This is a genomic window from Pantoea sp. SO10 (genome assembly GCF_005281435.1).
In the GTDB taxonomy this organism is placed as follows: domain Bacteria; phylum Pseudomonadota; class Gammaproteobacteria; order Enterobacterales; family Enterobacteriaceae; genus Pantoea; species Pantoea leporis.
On record NZ_CP040095.1, the window covers coordinates 1,559,439 to 1,580,242 of the forward strand.

Here is a 20,804-nt window from a genome sequence, read left to right on the forward strand (position 1 = left end):
GTTAGCTTTTCAGCGTTTCGCAGAACGTGTCGGTATCGCTGACCCAGCCAAAAAACGTTTCGATATTGAAAATGGCCGCCTGTTGGGCAAACGCCGGACCCGCCTGATAGGTCGCGTCTTCCAGCACCACGCCGAAATACTCCAGGAAGAAGCCGTCACGCAGCGTCGATTCCACGCAGACGTTGGTGGCGATGCCGGTAAACACCAGATGGCGGATGCCACGGCTGCGCAGCATGCTGTCGAGCGAGGTATTGAAGAAGCCGCTGTAGCGCGGTTTCGGCAATACGATATCGCCGGCCTGCGGCACCAGTTCATCGACCAGCGCATAATCCCAACCGCCTTTTGACAGCAGCGTGCCCTGTAACTCCGGGCGCTTGCGCATGGTTTTCAGCGCATTAGATTTGTGGAAGTTGGGGGATCCGGCATCACCGGCTTCAACGTATTGGTCGTCCCAACCGTTCTGAAACCAGATGATCTGCATCCCGGCGGCCCGCGCTGCGGTGACCGCCTGATGTATTTTGGCAATCACCGGTTTGGTAGCGGAGACATCAAAGCCCGCCAGATCGAGATAGCCGCCTTGCGTGGCGTAGGCGTTCTGCATATCCACCACAATCAGCGCACTTTGCGCTGGCGGCAGCGCGATGGCTTCCGGGCGCGCCGGCAAGGTGACGTTCGGTAAACTTGAGGTATGGGCGCAAACAACGGTACTCATCAGGCAACCTCCTGCTGGGATGCGATTAAATCGTGGCGACACTGCATTAAGGGCTGGATACGTTCACCGAAATCTTCGATGCCTTGCAGGAAGTCATCAAAGGTGAGCAACACGCCTTGCGTGCCATCGACTAAAGCAACTTCATCCAACATTCGTGCCACATTGGCGTAAGAACCCACCAGCGTGCCCATATTGATGTTGACGGCGGAAGTCGGATCGGCCATCTGGCGCACGTTGGTGTCGCTGCCGGATTTGGTGTCCTGCTGACTTTGCGTGGTGAGCCAGGCGAGCGCCTCTTCATCGGCACCGGCTTTGTAGTGTTCCCATTTGGCGCGTGCGGCTTCGTCGCTCTCGGCGGCGATGATCATAAACAGCACATAGGAACCGACGTCGCGTCCCGCTTTATCGGCAGCTTGCTTCATACGCGCGGCAGTTGGCGCGAAGGCAGTTGGCGTGTTGACGCCTTTGCCAAAGCAGAAGTTGTAATCGGCGTGCTGCGCCGAGAACGCCATGCCCGCATCGCTCTGACCGGCGCAAATCACTTTCATCGGTTTCTGCGGCTGCGGGCTGACGCGGCAATCGTTCATGGTAAAGAACTCGCCCTTGAAGTCGCTCTGGCCGGTGCCCCACAAATCGCGCAGCACGGTGACGTATTCGGTCAGATATTGGTAGCGGCTGGAGAAGTAAGCATCGCCCGGCCACAAGCCCATCTGCTCGTACTCGGGTTTCTGCCAGCCGGTAACGAGGTTGACGCCGAAGCGGCCATTCGAGATGGAATCAATGGTGGAGGCCATACGCGCCACAATCGCGGGCGGCAAGGTCAGCGTGGCGGCGGTGGCGTAGATTTCGATGCGTGAGGTCACCGCCGCCAGTCCCGCCATCAGCGTGAAGGATTCGAGGTTGTGATCCCAAAACTCGGTTTTGCCGCCAAAGCCGCGCAGTTTGATCATCGAAAGGGCAAAGTCGAAATGATAATGCTCTGCTTTCAGCACGATCTCTTTGTTCAGTTCAAAAGTCGGTTTGTACTGCGGCGCATGGGTGGAGATCAGCCAGCCGTTATTACCAATCGGGATAAAGACGCCAATTTTCATGTGAAACCTCTCTGCATTAGACGGGGACTGCTTCACGCGCTGCGCTGCTTCCTGCACGCATCCTGCGGGCGGCGCTCCATCACAAAATTGCAAAGGCTGTGCCACATTTTTAAAAGAGATAAATAACAATGCGTTAAAAGTATCGCCTGTTCTAAACTGGAGTAATTGGTCCATTTCAGACCGTTTGGTCAAAACGTTTTGCACGTTTTTCATGCGCCGCATGGTCAAAAAAGGTGCAGGCGGGCGATTAGGCAGGAAAGAAGGCCTTTGTTATGATGCGTTGACGCAGGACGGAAGAGGTAACAGTGTGAAAAACGATGAAAAAAAACCGGGACGCCGTTCGCGAGCGGTCGCCGCAAAGCGGGCAGCCATTCTGGAAGCGGCGTTAACCTTCTTCTCGCAATACGGTATTCACGGCACCAGCCTGGATAAAGTGGCGGAGCGCGCCGACGTCTCCAAAACCAATTTGCTGTATTACTATCCGTCGAAAGAAGTGCTGTATGTGGCGGTTTTAAAAGAGATTCTTGATGTGTGGCTGGCGCCGCTGCGCGCGCTGCAGCACGATCACGATCCGCTGACCGCGATACGTCAATACATTCGCCTTAAGCTGGAAGTCTCGCGTGATCATCCGCAAGCTTCACGGTTGTTCTGCCTTGAGATGTTGCAGGGCGCGCCGCTGCTGAAAGGTGAACTGGCCGGTGATTTAAAAGCGCTGGTGGATGAGAAAGCGGCGATTATCGAACAGTGGATCGCCGAAGGGCGGCTGGCGGGCGTGCAGCCGCAGCACCTGTTTTTCCTGCTATGGGCGACTACGCAGCACTATGCGGATTTCGCCTCACAGGTGGAAGCGATTACCGGCCAGACGTTGAACGATGCGGCGTTTTTTGAACAGACGCTGGAAAACGTGCAGCGCATGATAATTGAAGGGATTCGCGTGCGCTGATCCCGCGTTTTCAAGGAGAGTGCATGGATTCGTTATCACAACTGACATTAGGCGCGGCGGTCACCGTTGCGGTGATGGGCAAGCGCGTCCCGCTGTGGCAAGCGGCGCTGGTGGGCGCGGTGGCGGGCACCTTGCCGGATCTCGACGTGTTTATCGATCACGGCGATGCCATTCGCAATATGACGCTGCATCGCACCGAAAGTCATGCGCTGATCATCCTCACCTTAATTGCACCGCTGCTCGGCTGGCTGGTGGCCGGTGCGACACGCAGTCGCGCGCACTGGCGCGGCTGGACGCTGGCGATGTGGCTGGCGCTGGTGACGCATCCGCTGCTGGATCTCACCACCGTTTACGGCACGCAGCTGGGCCTGCCGCTCACCGATTTCCCTTATGCCATTGGCAGCATGTATATCATCGATCCGTTGTATACCTTGCCGTTGCTGATTGCGCTGCTCGTCGCCCTGTGGCGACGCGATGCTGTGGGCTTGCGCTGGAATCAGGCGGGATTATTGGTGAGTACGCTTTATCTCGGCTGGAGCATGGTGGCACAAAGCATCGCGACGCAACACATTGAGCAAGTGCTGGCGCAGCAATCAGTGCAGCCAGAGCAACTGCTGGTGACGCCGACCGCATTTAATACGCTGGTATGGCGCACGGTGATCATGACGCCAGAGCGTTACGGCGAAGCTTATTGGTCGCTGTTGTCACCGGGGCGTCCGCTGCAGATAAGCTGGCACGATCGTCAACCCGCGCTGTTTGCGCCGTTCAAAGGGCAATGGCACGCCGAGCGTGTAGCGTGGTTTAGTCATGGGTTTTACGCAATGAAGCAGCAGGGCGATCGCACGTTGATCAGCGATTTAAGGATGGGGGAGGAGCCGAGTTACACCTTTACCTTTAATCTGGGATCACCACAGTCGCCGGAGCTAGCGCCACAGCGAGAGCCTTCGGTGCGTCCTGCATTGGGTGAGGCGTGGCGTAAGCTGCGGGAGAGATTGTGACTTCGTGGTGAAGCGTGTTTGCTGATGAGGTGCGCTTTCTGTCAAAAAAGAAAAAGGCTGCACTTTCTTTCAAAAGGCAGCCTTAACGTAGCCGTAATAAATCAGGCTTTACGACGACGTAACAACCAGCCCATGGTCAGCATCACAAACCACAGCGGCGTGACCATCAGCGCCTGACGGGTATCTTCCTGCAGCGTCAGCAGCACCAGCACAAAGGCGAAGAACGCCATGCATACCCAGCACATAAACTTGCCCAGCGGCATTTTGAACTTCGATTCGGCATGACGCTGTGGATGCTGTTTACGATACGCCAGATAGCTGCAAAGGATGATAGTCCAGACGAACATGAACAGAATTGCCGACACCGTAGTAACCATGGTGAACACCGTCATCACATCCGGAATCAGGTAGATCAGCGCCACGCCCGCCAGCAGACACAGACAAGAGAAGAACAGGCCAGTGGTTGGCACCGCACGCGCCGAGAGGCGACCAAAGGCTTTATGCGCCACGCCTTGTTCCGCCAGGCCGAACAACATGCGGCTGGTGGAGAAGATACCGCTATTGGCGGACGAGGCGGCGGAGGTCAGCACCACGAAATTGACGATGCTGGCGGCGGCAGGCAAGCCGATCAGCACAAACATCTCAACGAACGGGCTGCGATTCGCCAGCACCTGATTCCACGGCGTTACCGCCATAATCACCATCAGCGCCAGCACGTAAAACATAATAATGCGCAGCGGAATGGCGTTAATTGCACGCGGCAGAACTTTGTGCGGATCCTTGGTTTCTGCCGCCGCGGTGCCGACCAGCTCAATGCCGACAAAGGCGAAAACCGCAATCTGGAAGCCGGCAAAGAAGCCGCTCAAGCCTTTCGGGAACATGCCACCGTGATCCCAGATGTTGCTCAGGGACGCGGTGCCACCGTTCGGCGACGGATAATGCATGCTTACCAGCACAATGCCGGTGATGATCAGCGCCACAATGGCGACGATTTTGATAATCGCGAACCAGAACTCCATCTCACCAAACAGCTTCACCGTAGCGATATTCAATGCCAGGAAGACAAAGACGCACAGCAGGGCGCTCATCCAGATGGAGAAGTCCGGGAACCACAGCTGGAAATAGGCGCTGATGGCCACCACGTCGGCAATGCCGGTCACCACCCAACAGAACCAGTACGTCCAGCCGGTAAAATAGCCCGCCCACGGACCGAGTAAATCGGCAGCGAAATCGCTAAAGGATTTGTATTCGAGGTTGGATAACAGCAGTTCGCCCATGGCGCGCATGACGAAGAACAGCATAAAGCCAATGATCATGTAGACGAAAATGATCGACGGGCCCGCGAGGCTGATGGTTTTACCCGAACCCATAAACAACCCGGTGCCGATGGCGCCACCGATAGCAATCAACTGAATGTGACGATTATGCAGGTTACGCTGGAGTTTATCCGGCTGTTCGGCCGTAGCGAGCGCCTCTTTTGATTGATCAACCATAAATTTTTCTTTCCTGTCGAGATGTTGTGTCAGCTCTATTGGCTGTTTTGCCCGTCATACTTCAAGCCGCAGATGCGTTGGCTACGCGTGTTCACCCCAGGAACTGACTAAATTAAGCTCCCAATGATTCACACACTTGCCGCCTTCCTGCGGCTCACATTATTTAGGGCATTCGTTATGAGCCTTTGTCCAGGCAAGTGGCATAAGATAGTGGAAAGCCAACCCGTTTCGGTAATGGTTTTTCCCCCTTTGTGACCTTTTACGTGCTTTGCTCTGTCAGTAATTATTTACAGAGTTTAAAGCGCAGTCATTTTGCGTAAATCTTCAACAATTAAGCGATTTACGTCACTTTCCGCGCACATGACTTCTACACTTGTTAGTTCATTTCATCAGGAAAAGTGAGGCATTGTGCGCGCTCTGTTCGCCGTCGCGTTGTTGGCTGTATGCGGCTGGTTTAGTTTGCCGTGGTTGAAAACGCATCTGCCGCCTCAGTGGAACCCCTTTACACCGCTCAACGTTACCGATCCGCCCGGTTGGATGACGCGTTACAAGCTAAAAAAGCTGAGTGGCAATCCGGCTGCCTGCCTGGCGGTGATGCGGCAAGCCAGTGAACAGCGGCTGGTGCAGTTTCGTGCCGTGCCGCCAATGCAAGGGAATTGCCCGATTGAGCAGCCGCTACGCATCAGCGGCTACGGTGACGTCACGCTAAGCAGCAGTTTTCTCGCCAGCTGTCCGATGGCGGTGGCCAGCACCATGTTTGTGATTAACAGCGACAGCGCATTACGTCAGACCGGTTTTAACAGTCCGCTGAAACGCATTGCCCATGTTGGCAGCTACGCCTGTCGCAATATTTATCATCGTCAGGAAGGGCGTTTGAGTGAGCACGCCAGCGCCGATGCCTGGGATATTACCGGATTTCAGCTGGCAAATGGGCGTTGGTTGCAGGTAGGAAAAAACTGGCAACAGCCAGAGGATGCGGCGGCTGGACTGCATGCGCTGTGGCGTAACGGCTGTGCGACGTTCGGTAATGCGCTGGGGCCCGATTATAACGCCGCGCATGCCAGCCATTTTCATCTTGGCATGCGCGGTTCGGGTTACTGCCGTTAGCTATACCGCAGGATTAAGCCCACGTTTTATCAGGAAATGATTAGCCGGCCAGGAGAAAATAAAGCCAGTCATTATGGCCAATTGCAGCATAAACCAGAATGCCGCCACCAGCGGATTGACCTGCTCGTTCAGCACAAACTTTAGGGCCAATGCCATAAAGATAAAAATACCTAATTGAAAAATCAGCAGGGGGAAAATTTCGGTTTTTAACGCCAATAATAATGCGCTGCCAAATGAATGTTTTTCACGTTGGCGAATCGCCAGAAATTGAAAAAGTAATCCCATCAACAATGAAGCGATAACGCAAATAAGCGCCTGCATCCCTATCGTCGGATTAATGGCAAATTGTTTTAGTAAAGTGACTATCGGGATTGTCATTATATCGCCAAATATACAAGCCGCTGCGGATAATGACGTGGAAATAAATATAGTTTGCCAGCTGGCGTTACTGCGTATTTTTTGTGGAACCAACAGCGCAAGTTTTTGCTGTTGTGATGGTTTACGGCCTAAGTACCACCAGACGATCCAGCCAATAAAAGGCATATACAAACCGGTTAATGGCCAAATGATATTCATCACCGCCACCGGATGTGGATGGCGAAAAAGATCTTTTAAAATCATCAGGGCAGTGCAGACGCCCAGAACAAGGAAAGGTAATGCAAACTGGTTCAACATAGTCAGTTCCGCTAAGTTTCCCACCTACATGCGACAATGCGCCTGAGCCTTACTGCAGCACTGTCTTCCAATGCATCTTTTCACTCCGCTAGCATTAAGCGTAGCCGTTAATCAGCGTGAGAGAAATCACATCATTACTTAATGTATTATCTTAACCGCAGAAATAGGTGGGATTAACATTAAGTCAAAACTCATTCACCGTACAAACCCCTTTCACAGCAAAACAATCTGCTTTTTGCATCAATAATTTTAGTTAATGACGATGCTAAAAATTTATCAATCTAACGATCATTTTCAATCAACTGGATGATTGAAACTACTCCAGAAAAATCCTATTCTAATCTGCTGAGGAATTAAAGTTGTGAACCTGTTAACAATTAACGTGAACTTACACATTTCCATTACGTTAACGCATTGACAGTAGAAGAGTTATGCTAGCTGCTGGCAAATTTGCTCCTTTTTCAATCAATATTTTTTGTCTGGCTAATTTATTTTTTGCGTTAACACGAACTAATTTCAGAATGTAAAAGCGTGAAACAGCGCTAAGGCAATAATGACGACCGATAATTATTTCGTCTGGCGAGGCGAAATGGAAAATGAATTTCTGGCGCTAACGCAAGTGACGCAATTGAAATCCCTGTTGCAACAGCAGATTGAAAAGCTGGGTTTCGATTACTTCGCTTTTTTGGTTCAGCATCCGGTGCCCTTTACCCGGCCGCGCTTGTTTTTGTTCAGTACATACCCGGAAGGCTGGGTGAAACGCTACGAAAGCGAGAACTATTATAAGGTCGATCCGGTGCTATTACTCTGTCAGCGGCCGGGACGGGGTGTTGAATGGACGCGCGATTTATTTACCGGTGCGGGTAATTTGTGGGCAGAAGCCAACGCTGCGGGATTAATGAGTGGCTTTTCCTGCTCAGCAATGGCACCAAATCGTACCATTGGTATATTATCTATTGCATCGACACTTCACAGTAAGACCCAACACTTGCGCATAGAGCTTGAGGTGAAACTGCATCTTCTGGCGGAACTGAGTTTGCGCGTGTTGGAGCGTTTGAATGACGATTCTATGGTCGTTTTATCTAACGATTTTAGTCAGCGTGAATTAGAAATCTTAAAATGGACGGCGGAAGGAAAAACGTCGGCGGAAATTTCACTTATTTTAGCCATATCTGAACATACGGTGAATTTTCACCAAAAGAATATGCAAAAGCGTTTTAATGTTTCCAATAAAACGCAGATTGCCTGTTATGCCGCTGCGGTTGGCCTGATATAGCGAAAAAGCAACTACTAATTTTAGTAGTTCCTTCTCCCGTGTCAGTTGTCTACCCTGCGCGCAACGTTGCCAGGCTGGCTCAAAGAAATCATTGCATACATGGGGATGTCAGAGGCGCATGATGAAAGTAATTCAAACACAGCTTAAGGATATGCCGTCCTCACTGTTGGCAGAACTGGGAACGTATCGCTATAGCGTGTTTGCGCGCGGCGAAGGGTGGTCGATTCCACCGCGATTGAGTACGCCAGGGCAAGAGTACGATCGTTTTGATCGTTCGGATGTCACCTGGTTGATTGCCTGGAACGCTCGTCAGGGTATTTGCGGCTGCGCACGTCTGTTGCCGTGGCATGAACCTGAGGTGCCGGAAGGTTTTATTCTGCCTTTCGATCAGGAAAAGGTATGGGAAATGTCGCGCTTCTCGGCGCGCCTTGAGGTGGACGCGGAGCTGCCGCTGAGTATTTTGTGGCACTCGGTGCAATTAGCAGAACTGAGCGGCATGGAGTATTTGATCAGTTCGGCGACGCCAATGCTTGAGAAGATGTTCGAACAGCATCAGGTAGTCTACGAGCCGCTCTCACCGGGCTTGATCCAATCTGAAGACAATCTGTTTGCCATTCGCATTCCGGTTGATCAACCGGCGCTGGCGGAGAAATATCGGGGTACACGACGCTTTAGCCCGGAAGAGGTGCTGCCGTCGCTGGGTGTTTCAGTAAACTGGCAATCACACAGCTAAATACCCCGCGCATTTCGCGCGGGGCACATCGCTTATTGACGGTAAGCGGTTTTGATCTGACGAATTGTATTATTAAACACTTCCGCCTGCGGCTTATCGCCTAACGAAGCTTGCACATAACGCTCCATGTTGATGATCACCTTACCGGCATCGGCTTGACCCATTCCTTTCAGAATCAGCGTCACCATCATTTTCAGACAGGCGACTTCGTCGGCCAGCGCCTGCGTGTCTCGTGAAGTTGCGAAATCTTCATCACTCATAATTGACTCCTTGGGGGTATTACTCAATGTTGACACATTCTTCCTGTGCGTAAGAAAGAGAGTATATCATAGGGTTTTCAGATGAATTTTAATGAAGCGAAGCGGTAAAAGTCAGACCGCTTTTTAATTGCGCATTGCGCTATTTGTCAGCAACCAGAATTGGCGTTTAGCTGTTATTTACCAGGCGATCGAAATGCGACAATAAAATCGAGCTATAAATTATAACTTAATGATATTAATAGCAATTTAACTTATCTTATTTTGCATGTTATTGCCCTGTGCAGTAAAAGCTGGCTCATAAGAATGTTATTGATTTGCATCAGTTCATTTGAGATTTATCTGTGACTGTAGATGTTTTTTCCACCTGAAAACCGGTAAGATGACCGTTCTGAAATATATTTCCCTTTCTTAACCTGCGGAGTACGTCTCGTTGATCAGCCTGCTTCTTGTTGATGACCATGAACTGGTACGCGCCGGTATTCGCCGCATTCTGGAAGATATGAAAGGACTCGTTATTGCGGGTGAAGCGGCGTGCGGTGAAGACGCCGTGAAATGGTGCCGCAGCAATCCGGTTGACGTAGTGCTGATGGACATGAACATGCCCGGTATTGGCGGCCTGGAAGCGACACGCAAAATTGTGCGCTTTAACCCGGATATCCGCATCATCATGCTCACCATTCATACTGAAAATCCACTGCCGGCGAAGGTAATGCAGGCGGGCGCAGCGGGTTATCTCAGTAAAGGCGCCGCGCCGCAGGAAGTGGTGAGTGCGATTCGCTCGGTGCATTCAGGGCAACGCTATATCGCTTCGGATATTGCCCAGCAAATGGCACTCAGCCAGATCGAACCGCAAAAAGCCGAATCCCCCTTCAGCTGTTTGTCGGAAAGGGAATTGCAGATTATGCTGATGATCACACGCGGGCAGAAAGTGACGGAGATTTCCGAACAACTCAGTCTCAGCCCGAAAACCGTTAACAGTTACCGCTATCGCATGTTCAGCAAGTTGAATATCAGTGGCGACGTCGAGTTAACGCATTTGGCCATTCGACATGGCCTGTTCAATGCGGAGCCATTAATCAGTAGTGAGTGACGTTTTCGATTCCAAAGCCTTTCTCAGCACCGTGACCAGCCAACCCGGCGTCTACCGTATGTACGATGCGACCGGCACGGTGATCTATGTTGGTAAAGCCAAAGACCTCAAAAAGCGCCTGACCAGCTACTTCCGTACGCAGGTGGGCAGTCGCAAAACTGAAGTTCTGGTCAGCAACATTCAGAACATCGACGTCACCGTGACGCACACCGAAACGGAAGCGCTGCTGCTGGAGCATAACTACATCAAGCTCTACCAGCCGCGCTATAACGTGCTGCTGCGCGATGACAAATCCTATCCTTACATTTTCCTCAGTGGCGATAGCCATCCGCGTCTGGCGATGCACCGTGGCGCGAAGCACGCCAAAGGCGAATACTTTGGCCCGTTTCCGAACGGCTATGCGGTACGTGAAACACTCGCGCTGCTGCAAAAGGTATTCCCGATTCGCCAGTGTGAAAACAGCGTGTATCGCAACCGCTCGCGCCCGTGTTTGCAGTATCAAATTGGCCGCTGCCTTGGACCCTGCGTTTCCGGCTTGGTTAGCGAAGAGGAGTATGCGCAGCAAACCGATTACGTGCGTCTGTTCCTCGCGGGGAAAGATGATCAGGTGATCAATCAGCTGGTCAGGCGCATGGAAAATGCCAGTGAGGAACTGCGTTTTGAAGAGGCCGGGATTTTACGCGACCAGATTCAAGCGGTAAGGCGCGTAACCGAGCGGCAGTTTGTCTCCAATCAGGGTGAAGACCTGGATGTGATGGGCGTGGCCTTTGATGCGGGCATGGCTTGCTTGCACGTGCTGTTTATTCGTCAGGGCAAAGTGCTTGGCAGCCGCAGCTACTTCCCGAAAGTACCTGCCGATACCGAACTGACCGAAGTGGTACAAACCTTTGTCGGGCAGTTCTATCTGCAAGGCAGTGAAGCGCGCACTTTGCCGGCGGAAATTCTGCTGGACTTTACTCTACCGGAACGTGAGCTGCTGGCGGAATCGCTGAGCGCGCTGGCGGGACGTAAAGTGAATATTCAAAGTAAGCCGCGTGGTGACCGTGCACGCTACCTGAAACTGGCGCGCACCAATGCGGCAACGGCACTGACTACCAAGCTGTCGCAGCATTCGACCATTCAGCAGCGTCTGGCGGCGCTGGCGACGTTCCTTGAGCTCGACACCATTCATCGCATGGAGTGCTTTGACATCAGTCACACCATGGGCGAGCAGACCATTGCGTCGTGCGTGGTGTTCAACCGTGATGGTCCGCTGCGTTCGGATTACCGTCGCTACAACATTGAGGGCATCACGCCGGGCGATGATTACGCGGCGATGAATCAGGTGCTGCGCCGTCGTTACGGCAAAGCGCTGGAAGAGGACAAAATCCCCGACGTGATCATCATCGACGGCGGTAAAGGTCAGTTAGCGCAGGCGAAACAGGTTTTTGCCGAGCTGAATGTACCCTGGGATAAAGATCGTCCGATTTTACTCGGCGTGGCGAAGGGTAGCGATCGTAAAGCCGGGCTGGAAACGCTGTTCTTTGAAGCGGAAGGTGAGGGCGTTTCCTTACCGCCGGACTCGCCTGCGCTGCATGTGATTCAGCATATTCGTGATGACTCTCACAATCATGCGATTTCAGGTCACCGGAAAAAACGCGCCAAAGTGAAGAACACCAGCGCGTTGGAAAGTATTGAAGGCGTGGGGCCCAAACGGCGCCAGCAGCTGCTCAAGTATATGGGTGGCCTGCAACCGCTGATGAATGCCAGCGTCGACGAGATTGCTAAAGTGCCGGGAATTTCCACCGCGCTGGCGGAAAAAATCTACTACTCACTGAAACACTAACGTTGAAAGAGGGGGGGCAATGTAGCAACATACATGAAACCCTACTCACACCAGACAGTTACTGGCATATGCAATTTAACATTCCGACGTGTCTTACCCTGTTTCGAGTCGTACTTATTCCCTTTTTTGTCCTGGCGTTTTATCTGCCATTTCAATGGGCTCCCTTTGCTACTGCACTGATCTTTGTGATTGCTGCGGTTACTGACTGGTTTGATGGTTTTTTAGCGCGTCGCTGGAAGCAGACCACGCGTTTTGGCGCGTTCCTCGATCCGGTTGCGGATAAAGTGCTGGTGGCGATTGCGCTGGTGCTGGTGGCGGAGCATTTCCACGCGTGGTGGATTACGCTGCCTGCGGCAACGATGATCGCGCGTGAAATCATTATCTCTGCGCTGCGTGAGTGGATGGCGGAGATCGGCAAACGCAGCAGCGTGGCGGTGTCGTGGATCGGCAAGGTGAAAACCACCGCGCAGATGTTCTCGCTGTTTGCCCTGCTGTGGCGTCCAGAAGCCACGGTGGTTGGCGTGGGTGTGGTCGCACTGTACATCGCAGCCGTACTGACGTTCTGGTCAATGTTCCAGTATTTAAGCGCAGCGCGCGGCGATTTGCTCGATAGCTGATCGATGCGATTTAAAAAGCAGCAAACGGACGCAGTGTGTGGATAATTCTGTTGACTCACTGCGTCAGATAAGTAGAATGCATCGCATCGAACGGCAGCAAGCCTGCAAGAAGCTGAACAAAATCAGCAAGTTCGATGAAGAAATACCAGAACCGAGTAGTTGAGTTGGCGACAAGGCGACAAGGCGGCAACTGAACGAATCCCTGGGAGCTTACATTGGTAAGTGACCTGGGTGAGTGAAGGCAGCCAACGCAGTGGCAAACTCAAATACGATGGTTATGCGGGAATAGCTCAGTTGGTAGAGCACGACCTTGCCAAGGTCGGGGTCGCGAGTTCGAGTCTCGTTTCCCGCTCCAAATTTAGTGGTTCGTATTCAACGGATTACATATCAGATTAAAGGCGCGTTGGCAGAGTGGCCATGCAACGGATTGCAAATCCGTCTACCTCGGTTCGACTCCGGGACGCGCCTCCAATTTACACCCTGCCCGGGTGGTGAAATCGGTAGACACAAGGGATTTAAAATCCCTCGGCTTATGGCTGTGCGGGTTCAAGTCCCGCCCCGGGCACCATATTTGCAGTCGATAAAACGAATAAAATAAAGCAATAAGCAGTAATGTCGTAACCGCCTAAGGGCGGTTTTTTTGTTTTTGTCCTTACCTCATCGCCAATAAAAAACCCGGCTAAGCCGGGCAAGTCATTACGATTGCGGTTGTCCCACCGGACCTGCACCTTCGCTGGCACCCGGCACCGGTTGGTTACTTGGCGCATGTGGGCGCCCATCGTTGCCGACCGCATCACTCTTGTGCATACAACCCGCCAGCGATACCAAGGTTAACGTCACCAATGCTGCTTTTGCTAAAACGTTCATCTGCTGCTCCTTATAATTAAGCGATTGAGTAACCAATCCCAAAGAGATCAAAGGATTGACCATGAGCTAAGCAAAGTCAGTGACAGCAAATTTCGCAAGCGAAGCGCGGCAGTAACCATAAAAAACGCCGTATTTCCGGCGTTTTTCGTCTCAATCCTAATATTTCTATCCCAGATTGCCACTCAGCCGCTCGCGGAAATCGCTGCTGCGGTTATCCAGCCCGATAAAGGTGACGTTCGCTCCACGGCGCTGATAGCGATATTCGATAGCATCAAGGGCCGCCACGCTGGAAGCGTCCCAAATCTGCGCATGGGTTAAATCAATGGTGACAGTTTTTGGATCGTGGCCGTAGTTGAAGTGTTCAAACAAATCATTGCTGCTACCGAAGAACAGCGGGCCGCGCACGGTGTAATTGACCTGTTGGCCATCGTCGCTCAGCTGGCGTTCAGCGTGAATGACGTGAGCGATGCGGCGTGCGAACAGCATCATCGCCAGAATCACACCAACCAGCACGCCAATCGCCAGATTGCCGGTCCACACGGTGACCGCCACCGTCAGCACCATTACAAAGGTTTCCGACCACGGCATGCGTTTCAGCGTTGCCGGCTGCAGGCTGTGCCAGTTCACGGTTTTCACCGCTACCACCATCATAATGCCCGCCAGTACTACCATCGGGATCTGCGCCATAATCTGGCTCAGTCCGGTCACTAATAACAGCAGCACGATACCCGCCGCGACCGTAGAAACACGCGTACGTGCTTTGCCCAGCTCGACGTTAACGATGGTTTGGCCAATCATCGCGCAACCGGCGATGCCGCCATAGAAGCCCGCAAGAATATTGCCGACGCCGAGCGCCCAGGATTCGCGACGTTTAGCGGAAGGCGTATCGGTAATGTCATCCACCAGTTTGGCGGTCAGCAACGATTCCATCAAACCCACAAAGGCGATGCTCAAGGCGGTGGGCCAGATGATTTGCAGCGTGTGCAGATTGATTGGCACCAGCAGCGTCGTGAAGCCTGGCAGACCGGCGGTCATTGGCCCTTCATCGCCCACGTTCGGTACGCGATAGCCAAGCAGCAACGCCACCGCCGTCACCACCACAATCGCCACCAGCGGTGAAGGGACGCTTTTCAGCACTTTCGGCAGCAGCAGCACGATGGCCAGCGTAACGGCGAACAGCACCCACACCAACGCGGATTGTCCCCAAACGTGCGGGACCTGCGCAAAGAAGATCAGGATGCCGAGGGCGTTAACGAAGCCGATCATCACCGAACGTGGGATATAGCGCATCATGCGCGACAACCCAGCGAGCCCAAAGATAATCTGGATAATGCCGCCCATAATCACCGCCGGCAGGATGTATTCAACGCCGTGCGCATGCACCATTGGGCCGATCACTAGCGCCACCGAACCGGCCGCTGCGGTGACCATCGCCGGACGACCGCCCAGAATCGACAGCGTCAGGCACAGCACCACCGAGGCCACAAGGCTGACTTTAGGATCGACACCGGCAATCACGGAGAAGGAGATAACTTCCGGGATCAGCGCCAGCGCGGTAATAATGCCGGCCAGACACTCGCGGGTTAGCAGGACAGGCGAACGTAAAACGCGGCCCACAGTGATATCGCTCTCCACCGCAGTGGTGCGCTCAGTTGGTTGACTCATAGATTGTGCAGGCTCTTTTATTATTGTGCGCATACCGTCGCGGTACGGCAGTAACCAGTCAGGATTTTCCGAAAGGGGATGTTACCGGGCAATAAGGTGAGACGCTAGCGCGTTGGGGCAGGTGAGGGTGATTCCATCCCTGGAATCCGGCTTTAGACCGCGAGATCGTCAGGTGTTTTATTCACAACCAATTCAAGCAGATGGCGATAAATATCCAGCTGAATCACATCGCTTTCCATCTCAAGACGGTTAATCAGTGAAGCAATAATCGCTTTATTAGAAACCGGCATACCGGCTTGCAGGATTTCGGCGATGATCTGCCCGAAAACTTCCATTTCACTGCTGTCGCTGTTACCGGCCAGTTTGAAATAGTCAGCGATGGCAGCGCTACTGTTTGCGGCGTTTTGCATATGTGAAGCCCTTAAGATCGGCCTGATGGCAATGTGCCTTCAGCTCCATGATGAAAAAATTTGCACGCGGACAGGCGCGCAACACCCAACTCATCAACCAACGCAAAAAGACACCTCTGAAGGTGGAAATCCACAACACCTTCAGAGGCGACGCAAAGTGCATCATTCGTTACGGAGCCGTCAGCTGGCTCACGGGACGTAAACTTATACAATCCGGCACAACTTGTACAACCTTGATTTTAAGCAATTTGTGCTAGTCCTTATTTAACAGTTATTTATGATTTGTAATGTTTTCTAAAAGCTATACAAGAATAGGCCCAAACCGCCAAATTTTCGGTGAGTTGTACAACTGATAAGGAAAGCTGGAGATTTTTTGTCCTGCCAACTACGTTTGCAGGTGTAAGCAAAATTTTCATTGGCGAGCGGCTTACCTTATAATAACGCTCCCGTTTAGTTAGATACCTAACCATTAGGCCACTACGTTTTGAGCGACTATCCCCAACCCTTTTCTCGTTTGCTGCATCTCACCGCGCACGCGTGGCGTTTGGCTGTCGATCGTCGCCTCAAAGAGAGCGGATTGAGCATGAGCAGCTGGATGGCGATTGCCAGCGTTGCCACCGCCGCCGAGCCGCCAACACAAAAAGCGCTGGCGCAGTTGCTTGGTCTGGAAGAGGCCAGCGTCGTGCCGCTGGTGGATCGTCTGGTGAAGCAGCAGCTATTGGCGCGCGTGCAGCCGCCGGAAGATCGCCGCAAACGCCTGCTGATTCTGACGGAACAGGGCAGCGTGGCTTTTGCCGAAGTGAAAACGCAGGCCGATGCGCTACGTGCACAGTTGCTGGCGGATATCGATCCTGCATCGCTGGCGATAACGGAACAGGTGCTGCAACAGCTGCTCGCGCGTCTGGGAAGCGTTTAACGGTGGCAAAACGTAATCCTTATGCTCCGCGCGAATGGCTGCCGCATGAGAAGCCGATGCTGCCGGGCTCGCCCTCAACGCCGCTGCATTCGCCTTCGAAGCGCATCGCGTTTGGCATCATTGGCTTATTGATTTCGATTACCGGCGCGCTGAGTAACGCGCTGGTCTCTGCCAACCTCACCAATCTGCAAGGCACCTTCGGCGCTTACAGCAATGAGATCGCCTGGCTGCCCGCGGTATATGTGATGGGCAACATCTCCATCAACCTGCTGCTGGTGAAGTTCCGCCAGCAGTTTGGTCTGCGGCTGTTCACCGAAGCGTTTCTGGTGCTGTATGTGATCGTGGCATTTTTTCACCTGCTGGCTAACGATCTCAGCTCGGCGATCATTGTCCGCACCGCGCACGGCATGGTCGGCGCGGCGCTCAGTTCGCTCGGCATCTATTACCAGATTCAGGCCTGGCCGGCGAAGCATCGGCTTAAAGCCCTGGTGATTGGCATCACCGCATCACAGCTGGCGATTCCGCTGGCACGATTGTTCTCCACTGAACTGCTGCAGCTGCAAGAGTGGCGCGGTTTATACCTGTTTGAACTCGGTCTGGCGATGATCTCGCTGGGCTGCGTGCTGGTGGTGAAACTGCCGCCCGGCGACCGCATCAAAGCCTTTGAAAAGATGGATTTCCTCACCTTTATGCTGATGGCGCCGGGCATGGCGCTGCTGTGCGCGGTGCTGTCGCTGGGCCGCATCGAATGGTGGTTCAGCACGCCGTGGCTCGGTGTGGCATTAGCGCTGGCGCTGGTGTTGATCGTGGCGGCGATTGTCGTCGAGCACAACCGTAAGAATCCGTTGCTGAATACCCGCTGGCTCAGCAACGGCACGATTGTGCGGCTGGGCATTGTGATGATCATGATGCGTATTCTGCTGGCCGAGCAAAACACCGGCGCGGTGGGTTTCCTGCAGCAGCTTGGCTTACTCAACGATCAGATGCGCGGTCTGGCGTTAGCGATCATTGCCGGGGTGATTTGCGGCATGATCGCCAGCGCACTAACCATCAAACCCACGCATCTGAGCTGGCCAATTGTCGTGTCGTTAGTGGTGATGATCGTCGCCTCGCTGATGGATGCGCAATCCAACCCGCTGACGCGCGCCCACAATCTCTACTTTAGCCAGTTTCTGCTCGGTTTCGGCAGCGCCTTCTTCCTCGGGCCCGCTATGCTGCTGGGGATTGGCGGCGTGGTGACGCAACCGAAAAACCTGGTCAGCTTCTCGGTGCTGTTCGGCATGAGCCAGAACTTAGGCGGCCTGATTGGCGCGGCCATTCTCGGCACGTTCCAGACGTGGCGCGAAAAATACCACTCCAGCCTGCTGGGCGATCAGCTGTCGCAGCTGGATCCCAACGTGACCGAACGCCTTAGCCAGTACAGCTCGCTGTTTAGCAGCCAGTTGCCGGATAGCGTGCTGCTCAGCGCGCAAAGCAGCAGCCAGCTGCAAACGGTGGCGACGCTGCAAGCCAACGTGCTGGCCTATAACGATACTTATCTTCTTACCGCCGCGCTGGCTTTCATCACCTTAATCTGGGTGCTGTATCGCCTGACGCGCTTACGCTATATCAACTGGCGTCAGACTAAAATGAATGCGGCACAACCAGTAACCCCGACGGAGAATTCATGAGCCAACAGGACGACATTCAGGCGGCGGAGCGCGAGCGCACCAACCGTCGACGCATTCTTTCTATCGCCGCTGGCAGCGGCATTGTCATCGTCGGCGTGCTGGTGATCCTCTATGCCTGGCAGCTGTGGCCGTTCACCAGCACCGTTCAGTCCACGGAAAACGCCTACGTGCGTGGCCAGGTAACCTTTATCAGCCCGCAGGTGAATGGCTATCTGACTGAAGTGAACGTGGTGGATTTGCAGCCAGTGACCAAAGGCCAACTGCTGATGACCATCGACGATCGTATCTATCGTCAGCGTGTGCATCAGGCGCAGGCGCAGCTGGATATGAAAATCGCCGCGCAGAGCAACAACCAGCAGCAACGTAAAAGTGCCGAAGCCAACATTCTCAGCAATAAAGCGGCGCTGGAAAATGCCAAAGCGCAGGCGCTGAAAAGCAGCCTCGATCTCAAGCGCGTTGAGAATCTGGCAGCTGATGGCTCGCTGTCGGTACGTGAGCGCGACGCCGCGCGCGCAGCGAATGCCCAGGCGCAGGCACAGTTGCGTCAGGCGGATGCGCAGGTGGCCGTTTCACAACAGAATCTGCAAACTGTGGTGGTGAATCGCGCGTCACTGCAGGGCGATGTTGCCAGTGCGCAGGCGGCGCTGGAGTTGGCAAATATCGACCTGGCAAATACGCGCATCATCGCGCCAGACAGCGGCCAGCTCGGTCAGCTGTCGGTGCGCAAAGGCAGCTATGTGACCGCCGGCACGCGTTTGACATCGGTGGTGCCAGAAAACAAATGGATTATCGCGAATTTCAAAGAAACCCAGCTGGCGCGCGTACGTCCTGGCTTGCCGGTGAACATCCGCGTCGATGCGCTGGACGGTAAGCACTACGATGGCCGCGTCGAATTTATTTCGCCTGCCGCCGGATCCGAATTCAGTGCTATCTCGCCGGATAACGCCACCGGCAACTTTGTGAAAATTGCCCAGCGCATTCCGGTGCGCATCAAAATTTTGAATGACGATCTGCAAGCACTGCGTCCGGGCATGTCAGTGGAAGTGAGCATTGATACCGCCGCAGAGCCGCACAAGGATGCGCCATGAGGCGCTTATTGTTAGCCACCTGTGTGGCATTGATGGTGAGCGGCTGTGCAACGCAAGTGGAAAAAGCGCCCTCATCGTTGCCGATTCCTGAGAGCTGGCGTCAGCAGGTGGGCCCGCATGCGCTGCCGGAGGCGCAATGGTGGCAGAACTTCGGCGATGCCAATCTCAATCGCCTTGTCACGCAGGCGTTGCAGCACAACAGCGATGTCCTCACCGCGCGTTCGCGCGTGGATCAATACCGTGCCGAGTTGCGTGCCGCGCAGGGCGATAATTTCCCAACGCTGTCGGCGGGCGTGGCGGCTACGCATCAGCGTGCGCTGTCGGCGGCCACCGGTCAGCCGTATGAAAACGCGGTGTTTCAGGGATTGCTGCAGGCCAACTACGAGGTGGATTTATGGGGCAGCCGCAGCAACAGCATTCGCGCCGCAGAAGCTTCGCTGGATGCGCAGCGTGCCGCCGCTTCTGCCGCTGAGCTCACTGTCGCCAGTTCGGTGGCATCGGGCTACCTCAGCTTGTGTGCGCTGGATGAACAGCTGCGCGTAACCCAGGCAACGCTGGCGACGCGCAAAAACTCGCTCAACCTGGCGCAGCGCCAGTTTGAAACCGGCTACACCTCGCGCCTTGAATGGATGCAGGCCGCCTCGGAATATCAAACCGCCAAAGCGCAGATCCCGCAGTTGCAGCATCAGATCGAGCAGCAGGAGAACGCGCTTAGCGTGCTGGTGGGCATGAACCCGCGCCAAATTGCGCGCAGCAGCCAGTTCGACCACATCAAGCCGCAAACCTTGCCATCGCTGCTGCCTTCACAGCTGCTGAATCGCCGTCCCGATATTGTGCAGGCGCAGCGCCAGCTGCTGGCCGCCGACGCGTCACTGGCTTCAACCCAGGCCAAACTGTTGCCGTCGCTCAATCTCACCGCCAGCGGCACCTTGCAAAGCAGCGAACTGCATCAGCTGCTGGATAATCCGTTCCGTCTGTGGAGCATTGGCGGCAGCATTCTGGCTCCGCTGTTGAATCGCGAAGCGCTGACTGCTCAGGTGGATGTGGCGATGGCGACGCGTAATCAGGCGCTGTACGGTTATGAAAAAGTGGTGCGTAACGCCTTCTCCGACGTGGATAACGCGCTGGATGCCATTCGCCGTAGCGAAGAGCAGCTGGCGGAGTTGCAGAAACAGGAGAGTTATGTGGCGGAAGCGTATCGCATTGCCCACAACCGTTACCAAAATGGTTACGCCTCTTATCTGGATGAGCTGGACGCCCAGCGCACGCTGTTCAGCACTCAGCTAAATATCGTGTCAGTAAAAAATACGCTGCTGTTAGCGCAAATCGATCTATATCGTTCGCTCGGCGGCGGCTGGCAGGGTTAAA

The 20,804-nt window shown here is 53.9% G+C and carries 20 protein-coding genes and 3 tRNA genes; 15 read left to right on the forward strand and 8 right to left on the reverse strand.

Translation table 11 applies throughout. The features are described 5' to 3' along the window. Nucleotide 1: 1 nt before the first annotated feature. Together rutB and rutA are read right to left on the reverse strand one after the other, a co-directional pair. Nucleotides 2–712, reverse strand: coding sequence for a pyrimidine utilization protein B (gene rutB / locus FCN45_RS07190; protein ID WP_110865881.1), 711 nt, complete (start codon nucleotides 710–712; stop codon nucleotides 2–4). Beyond that, a complete protein-coding gene (rutA, locus tag FCN45_RS07195; protein ID WP_049851054.1) occupies nucleotides 712–1,803 on the reverse strand; it encodes a pyrimidine utilization protein A in 1,092 nt (363 codons plus the stop codon). Before rutA ends, rutB begins: the two co-directional genes overlap by 1 nt. Before the next feature lie 307 nt (nucleotides 1,804–2,110). Here rutA and rutR point away from each other — a divergent pair, with 307 nt between their 5' ends. Together rutR and FCN45_RS07205 are read left to right on the forward strand one after the other, a co-directional pair. Further along, nucleotides 2,111–2,746: an HTH-type transcriptional regulator RutR gene (rutR, locus tag FCN45_RS07200; RefSeq protein WP_137385530.1), complete on the forward strand. Its 636-nt coding sequence runs from the start codon at nucleotides 2,111–2,113 to the stop codon at nucleotides 2,744–2,746. Between the two features lie 23 nt (nucleotides 2,747–2,769). Next, the gene (locus FCN45_RS07205; protein ID WP_137385531.1) at nucleotides 2,770–3,744 is read left to right on the forward strand and encodes a metal-dependent hydrolase; all 975 of its coding nucleotides are present in this window, start codon (nucleotides 2,770–2,772) and stop codon (nucleotides 3,742–3,744) included. Between the two features lie 101 nt (nucleotides 3,745–3,845). Here the strand turns inward: FCN45_RS07205 and cycA are convergent, their stop codons facing one another. Next, nucleotides 3,846–5,237, reverse strand: coding sequence for a D-serine/D-alanine/glycine transporter (cycA, locus tag FCN45_RS07210; RefSeq protein WP_101760901.1), 1,392 nt, complete (start codon nucleotides 5,235–5,237; stop codon nucleotides 3,846–3,848). Between the two features lie 408 nt (nucleotides 5,238–5,645). On the opposite strand from cycA, the gene FCN45_RS07215 reads away from it, so the two are divergent. Next, nucleotides 5,646–6,344, forward strand: a complete 699-nt coding sequence (locus FCN45_RS07215; RefSeq protein ID WP_137385532.1) for an extensin family protein — start codon at nucleotides 5,646–5,648, stop codon at nucleotides 6,342–6,344. Here FCN45_RS07215 and FCN45_RS07220 read toward each other — a convergent pair whose 3' ends face one another. Further along, complete coding sequence (locus FCN45_RS07220) at nucleotides 6,345–7,019, reverse strand: DUF4396 domain-containing protein (RefSeq protein ID WP_137385533.1); 675 nt, start codon at nucleotides 7,017–7,019, stop codon at nucleotides 6,345–6,347. It lies immediately after the preceding gene. Between the two features lie 553 nt (nucleotides 7,020–7,572). On the opposite strand from FCN45_RS07220, the gene sdiA reads away from it, so the two are divergent. Both sdiA and FCN45_RS07230 read left to right on the forward strand, forming a co-directional pair. Continuing rightward, nucleotides 7,573–8,295 carry a transcriptional regulator SdiA gene (gene sdiA, locus FCN45_RS07225; RefSeq protein WP_101760898.1) on the forward strand — a complete coding sequence of 241 codons (723 nt, stop codon included), beginning with the start codon at nucleotides 7,573–7,575 and terminating at the stop codon, nucleotides 8,293–8,295. Nucleotides 8,296–8,416: 121 nt separating this feature from the next. Continuing rightward, complete coding sequence (locus FCN45_RS07230; RefSeq protein WP_101760897.1) at nucleotides 8,417–9,028, forward strand: acyl-homoserine-lactone synthase; 612 nt, start codon at nucleotides 8,417–8,419, stop codon at nucleotides 9,026–9,028. A 32-nt stretch (nucleotides 9,029–9,060) separates the two neighbouring features. Here FCN45_RS07230 and FCN45_RS07235 read toward each other — a convergent pair whose 3' ends face one another. Beyond that, a complete protein-coding gene (locus FCN45_RS07235; protein ID WP_007887303.1) occupies nucleotides 9,061–9,288 on the reverse strand; it encodes a DUF2594 family protein in 228 nt (75 codons plus the stop codon). A gap of 430 nt (nucleotides 9,289–9,718) precedes the next feature. On the opposite strand from FCN45_RS07235, the gene uvrY reads away from it, so the two are divergent. From uvrY to FCN45_RS07265, 6 genes are all read left to right on the forward strand, one after another. Further along, entirely contained in the window at nucleotides 9,719–10,378 is a 660-nt protein-coding gene (uvrY, locus tag FCN45_RS07240; RefSeq protein WP_008102320.1) for a UvrY/SirA/GacA family response regulator transcription factor, read from the forward strand. After that, the gene (gene uvrC / locus FCN45_RS07245) at nucleotides 10,371–12,203 is read left to right on the forward strand and encodes an excinuclease ABC subunit UvrC (protein ID WP_137385534.1); all 1,833 of its coding nucleotides are present in this window, start codon (nucleotides 10,371–10,373) and stop codon (nucleotides 12,201–12,203) included. The genes uvrY and uvrC overlap by 8 nt, the downstream gene beginning before the upstream one ends. 68 nt (nucleotides 12,204–12,271) lie before the next feature. After that, nucleotides 12,272–12,820 carry a CDP-diacylglycerol--glycerol-3-phosphate 3-phosphatidyltransferase gene (pgsA, locus tag FCN45_RS07250; protein ID WP_008102316.1) on the forward strand — a complete coding sequence of 183 codons (549 nt, stop codon included), beginning with the start codon at nucleotides 12,272–12,274 and terminating at the stop codon, nucleotides 12,818–12,820. A 279-nt stretch (nucleotides 12,821–13,099) separates the two neighbouring features. Next, nucleotides 13,100–13,175, forward strand: a tRNA-Gly gene (locus FCN45_RS07255). Between the two features lie 42 nt (nucleotides 13,176–13,217). After that, nucleotides 13,218–13,291: transfer RNA gene (locus FCN45_RS07260), tRNA-Cys, on the forward strand. A gap of 11 nt (nucleotides 13,292–13,302) precedes the next feature. Further along, nucleotides 13,303–13,388: transfer RNA gene (locus FCN45_RS07265), tRNA-Leu, on the forward strand. 128 nt (nucleotides 13,389–13,516) lie between these two features. Here FCN45_RS07265 and FCN45_RS23600 read toward each other — a convergent pair. From FCN45_RS23600 to FCN45_RS07275, 3 genes are all read right to left on the reverse strand, one after another. Beyond that, nucleotides 13,517–13,687 carry a hypothetical protein gene (locus FCN45_RS23600; protein ID WP_167391169.1) on the reverse strand — a complete coding sequence of 57 codons (171 nt, stop codon included), beginning with the start codon at nucleotides 13,685–13,687 and terminating at the stop codon, nucleotides 13,517–13,519. Nucleotides 13,688–13,852: 165 nt separating this feature from the next. Then, the gene (locus FCN45_RS07270) at nucleotides 13,853–15,352 is read right to left on the reverse strand and encodes a SulP family inorganic anion transporter (protein WP_137385535.1); all 1,500 of its coding nucleotides are present in this window, start codon (nucleotides 15,350–15,352) and stop codon (nucleotides 13,853–13,855) included. Nucleotides 15,353–15,504: 152 nt separating this feature from the next. Next, nucleotides 15,505–15,762, reverse strand: coding sequence for a biofilm/acid-resistance regulator YmgB/AriR (locus tag FCN45_RS07275; RefSeq protein WP_008102310.1), 258 nt, complete (start codon nucleotides 15,760–15,762; stop codon nucleotides 15,505–15,507). Between the two features lie 484 nt (nucleotides 15,763–16,246). Here FCN45_RS07275 and FCN45_RS07280 point away from each other — a divergent pair, with 484 nt between their 5' ends. The 4 genes from FCN45_RS07280 to FCN45_RS07295 are packed head-to-tail and all read left to right on the forward strand — an operon-like array spanning nucleotide 16,247 to nucleotide 20,803. Continuing rightward, nucleotides 16,247–16,678, forward strand: coding sequence for a MarR family winged helix-turn-helix transcriptional regulator (locus FCN45_RS07280; RefSeq protein ID WP_101760893.1), 432 nt, complete (start codon nucleotides 16,247–16,249; stop codon nucleotides 16,676–16,678). A gap of 2 nt (nucleotides 16,679–16,680) precedes the next feature. Beyond that, nucleotides 16,681–18,348, forward strand: a complete 1,668-nt coding sequence (locus FCN45_RS07285; protein WP_101760892.1) for an MFS transporter — start codon at nucleotides 16,681–16,683, stop codon at nucleotides 18,346–18,348. After that, a complete protein-coding gene (locus tag FCN45_RS07290) occupies nucleotides 18,345–19,436 on the forward strand; it encodes an HlyD family secretion protein (protein ID WP_137385536.1) in 1,092 nt (363 codons plus the stop codon). The genes FCN45_RS07285 and FCN45_RS07290 overlap by 4 nt, the downstream gene beginning before the upstream one ends. Then, entirely contained in the window at nucleotides 19,433–20,803 is a 1,371-nt protein-coding gene (locus FCN45_RS07295) for an efflux transporter outer membrane subunit (protein ID WP_137385537.1), read from the forward strand. Before FCN45_RS07290 ends, FCN45_RS07295 begins: the two co-directional genes overlap by 4 nt. The last annotated feature ends 1 nt before the right edge of the window (nucleotide 20,804 follow it).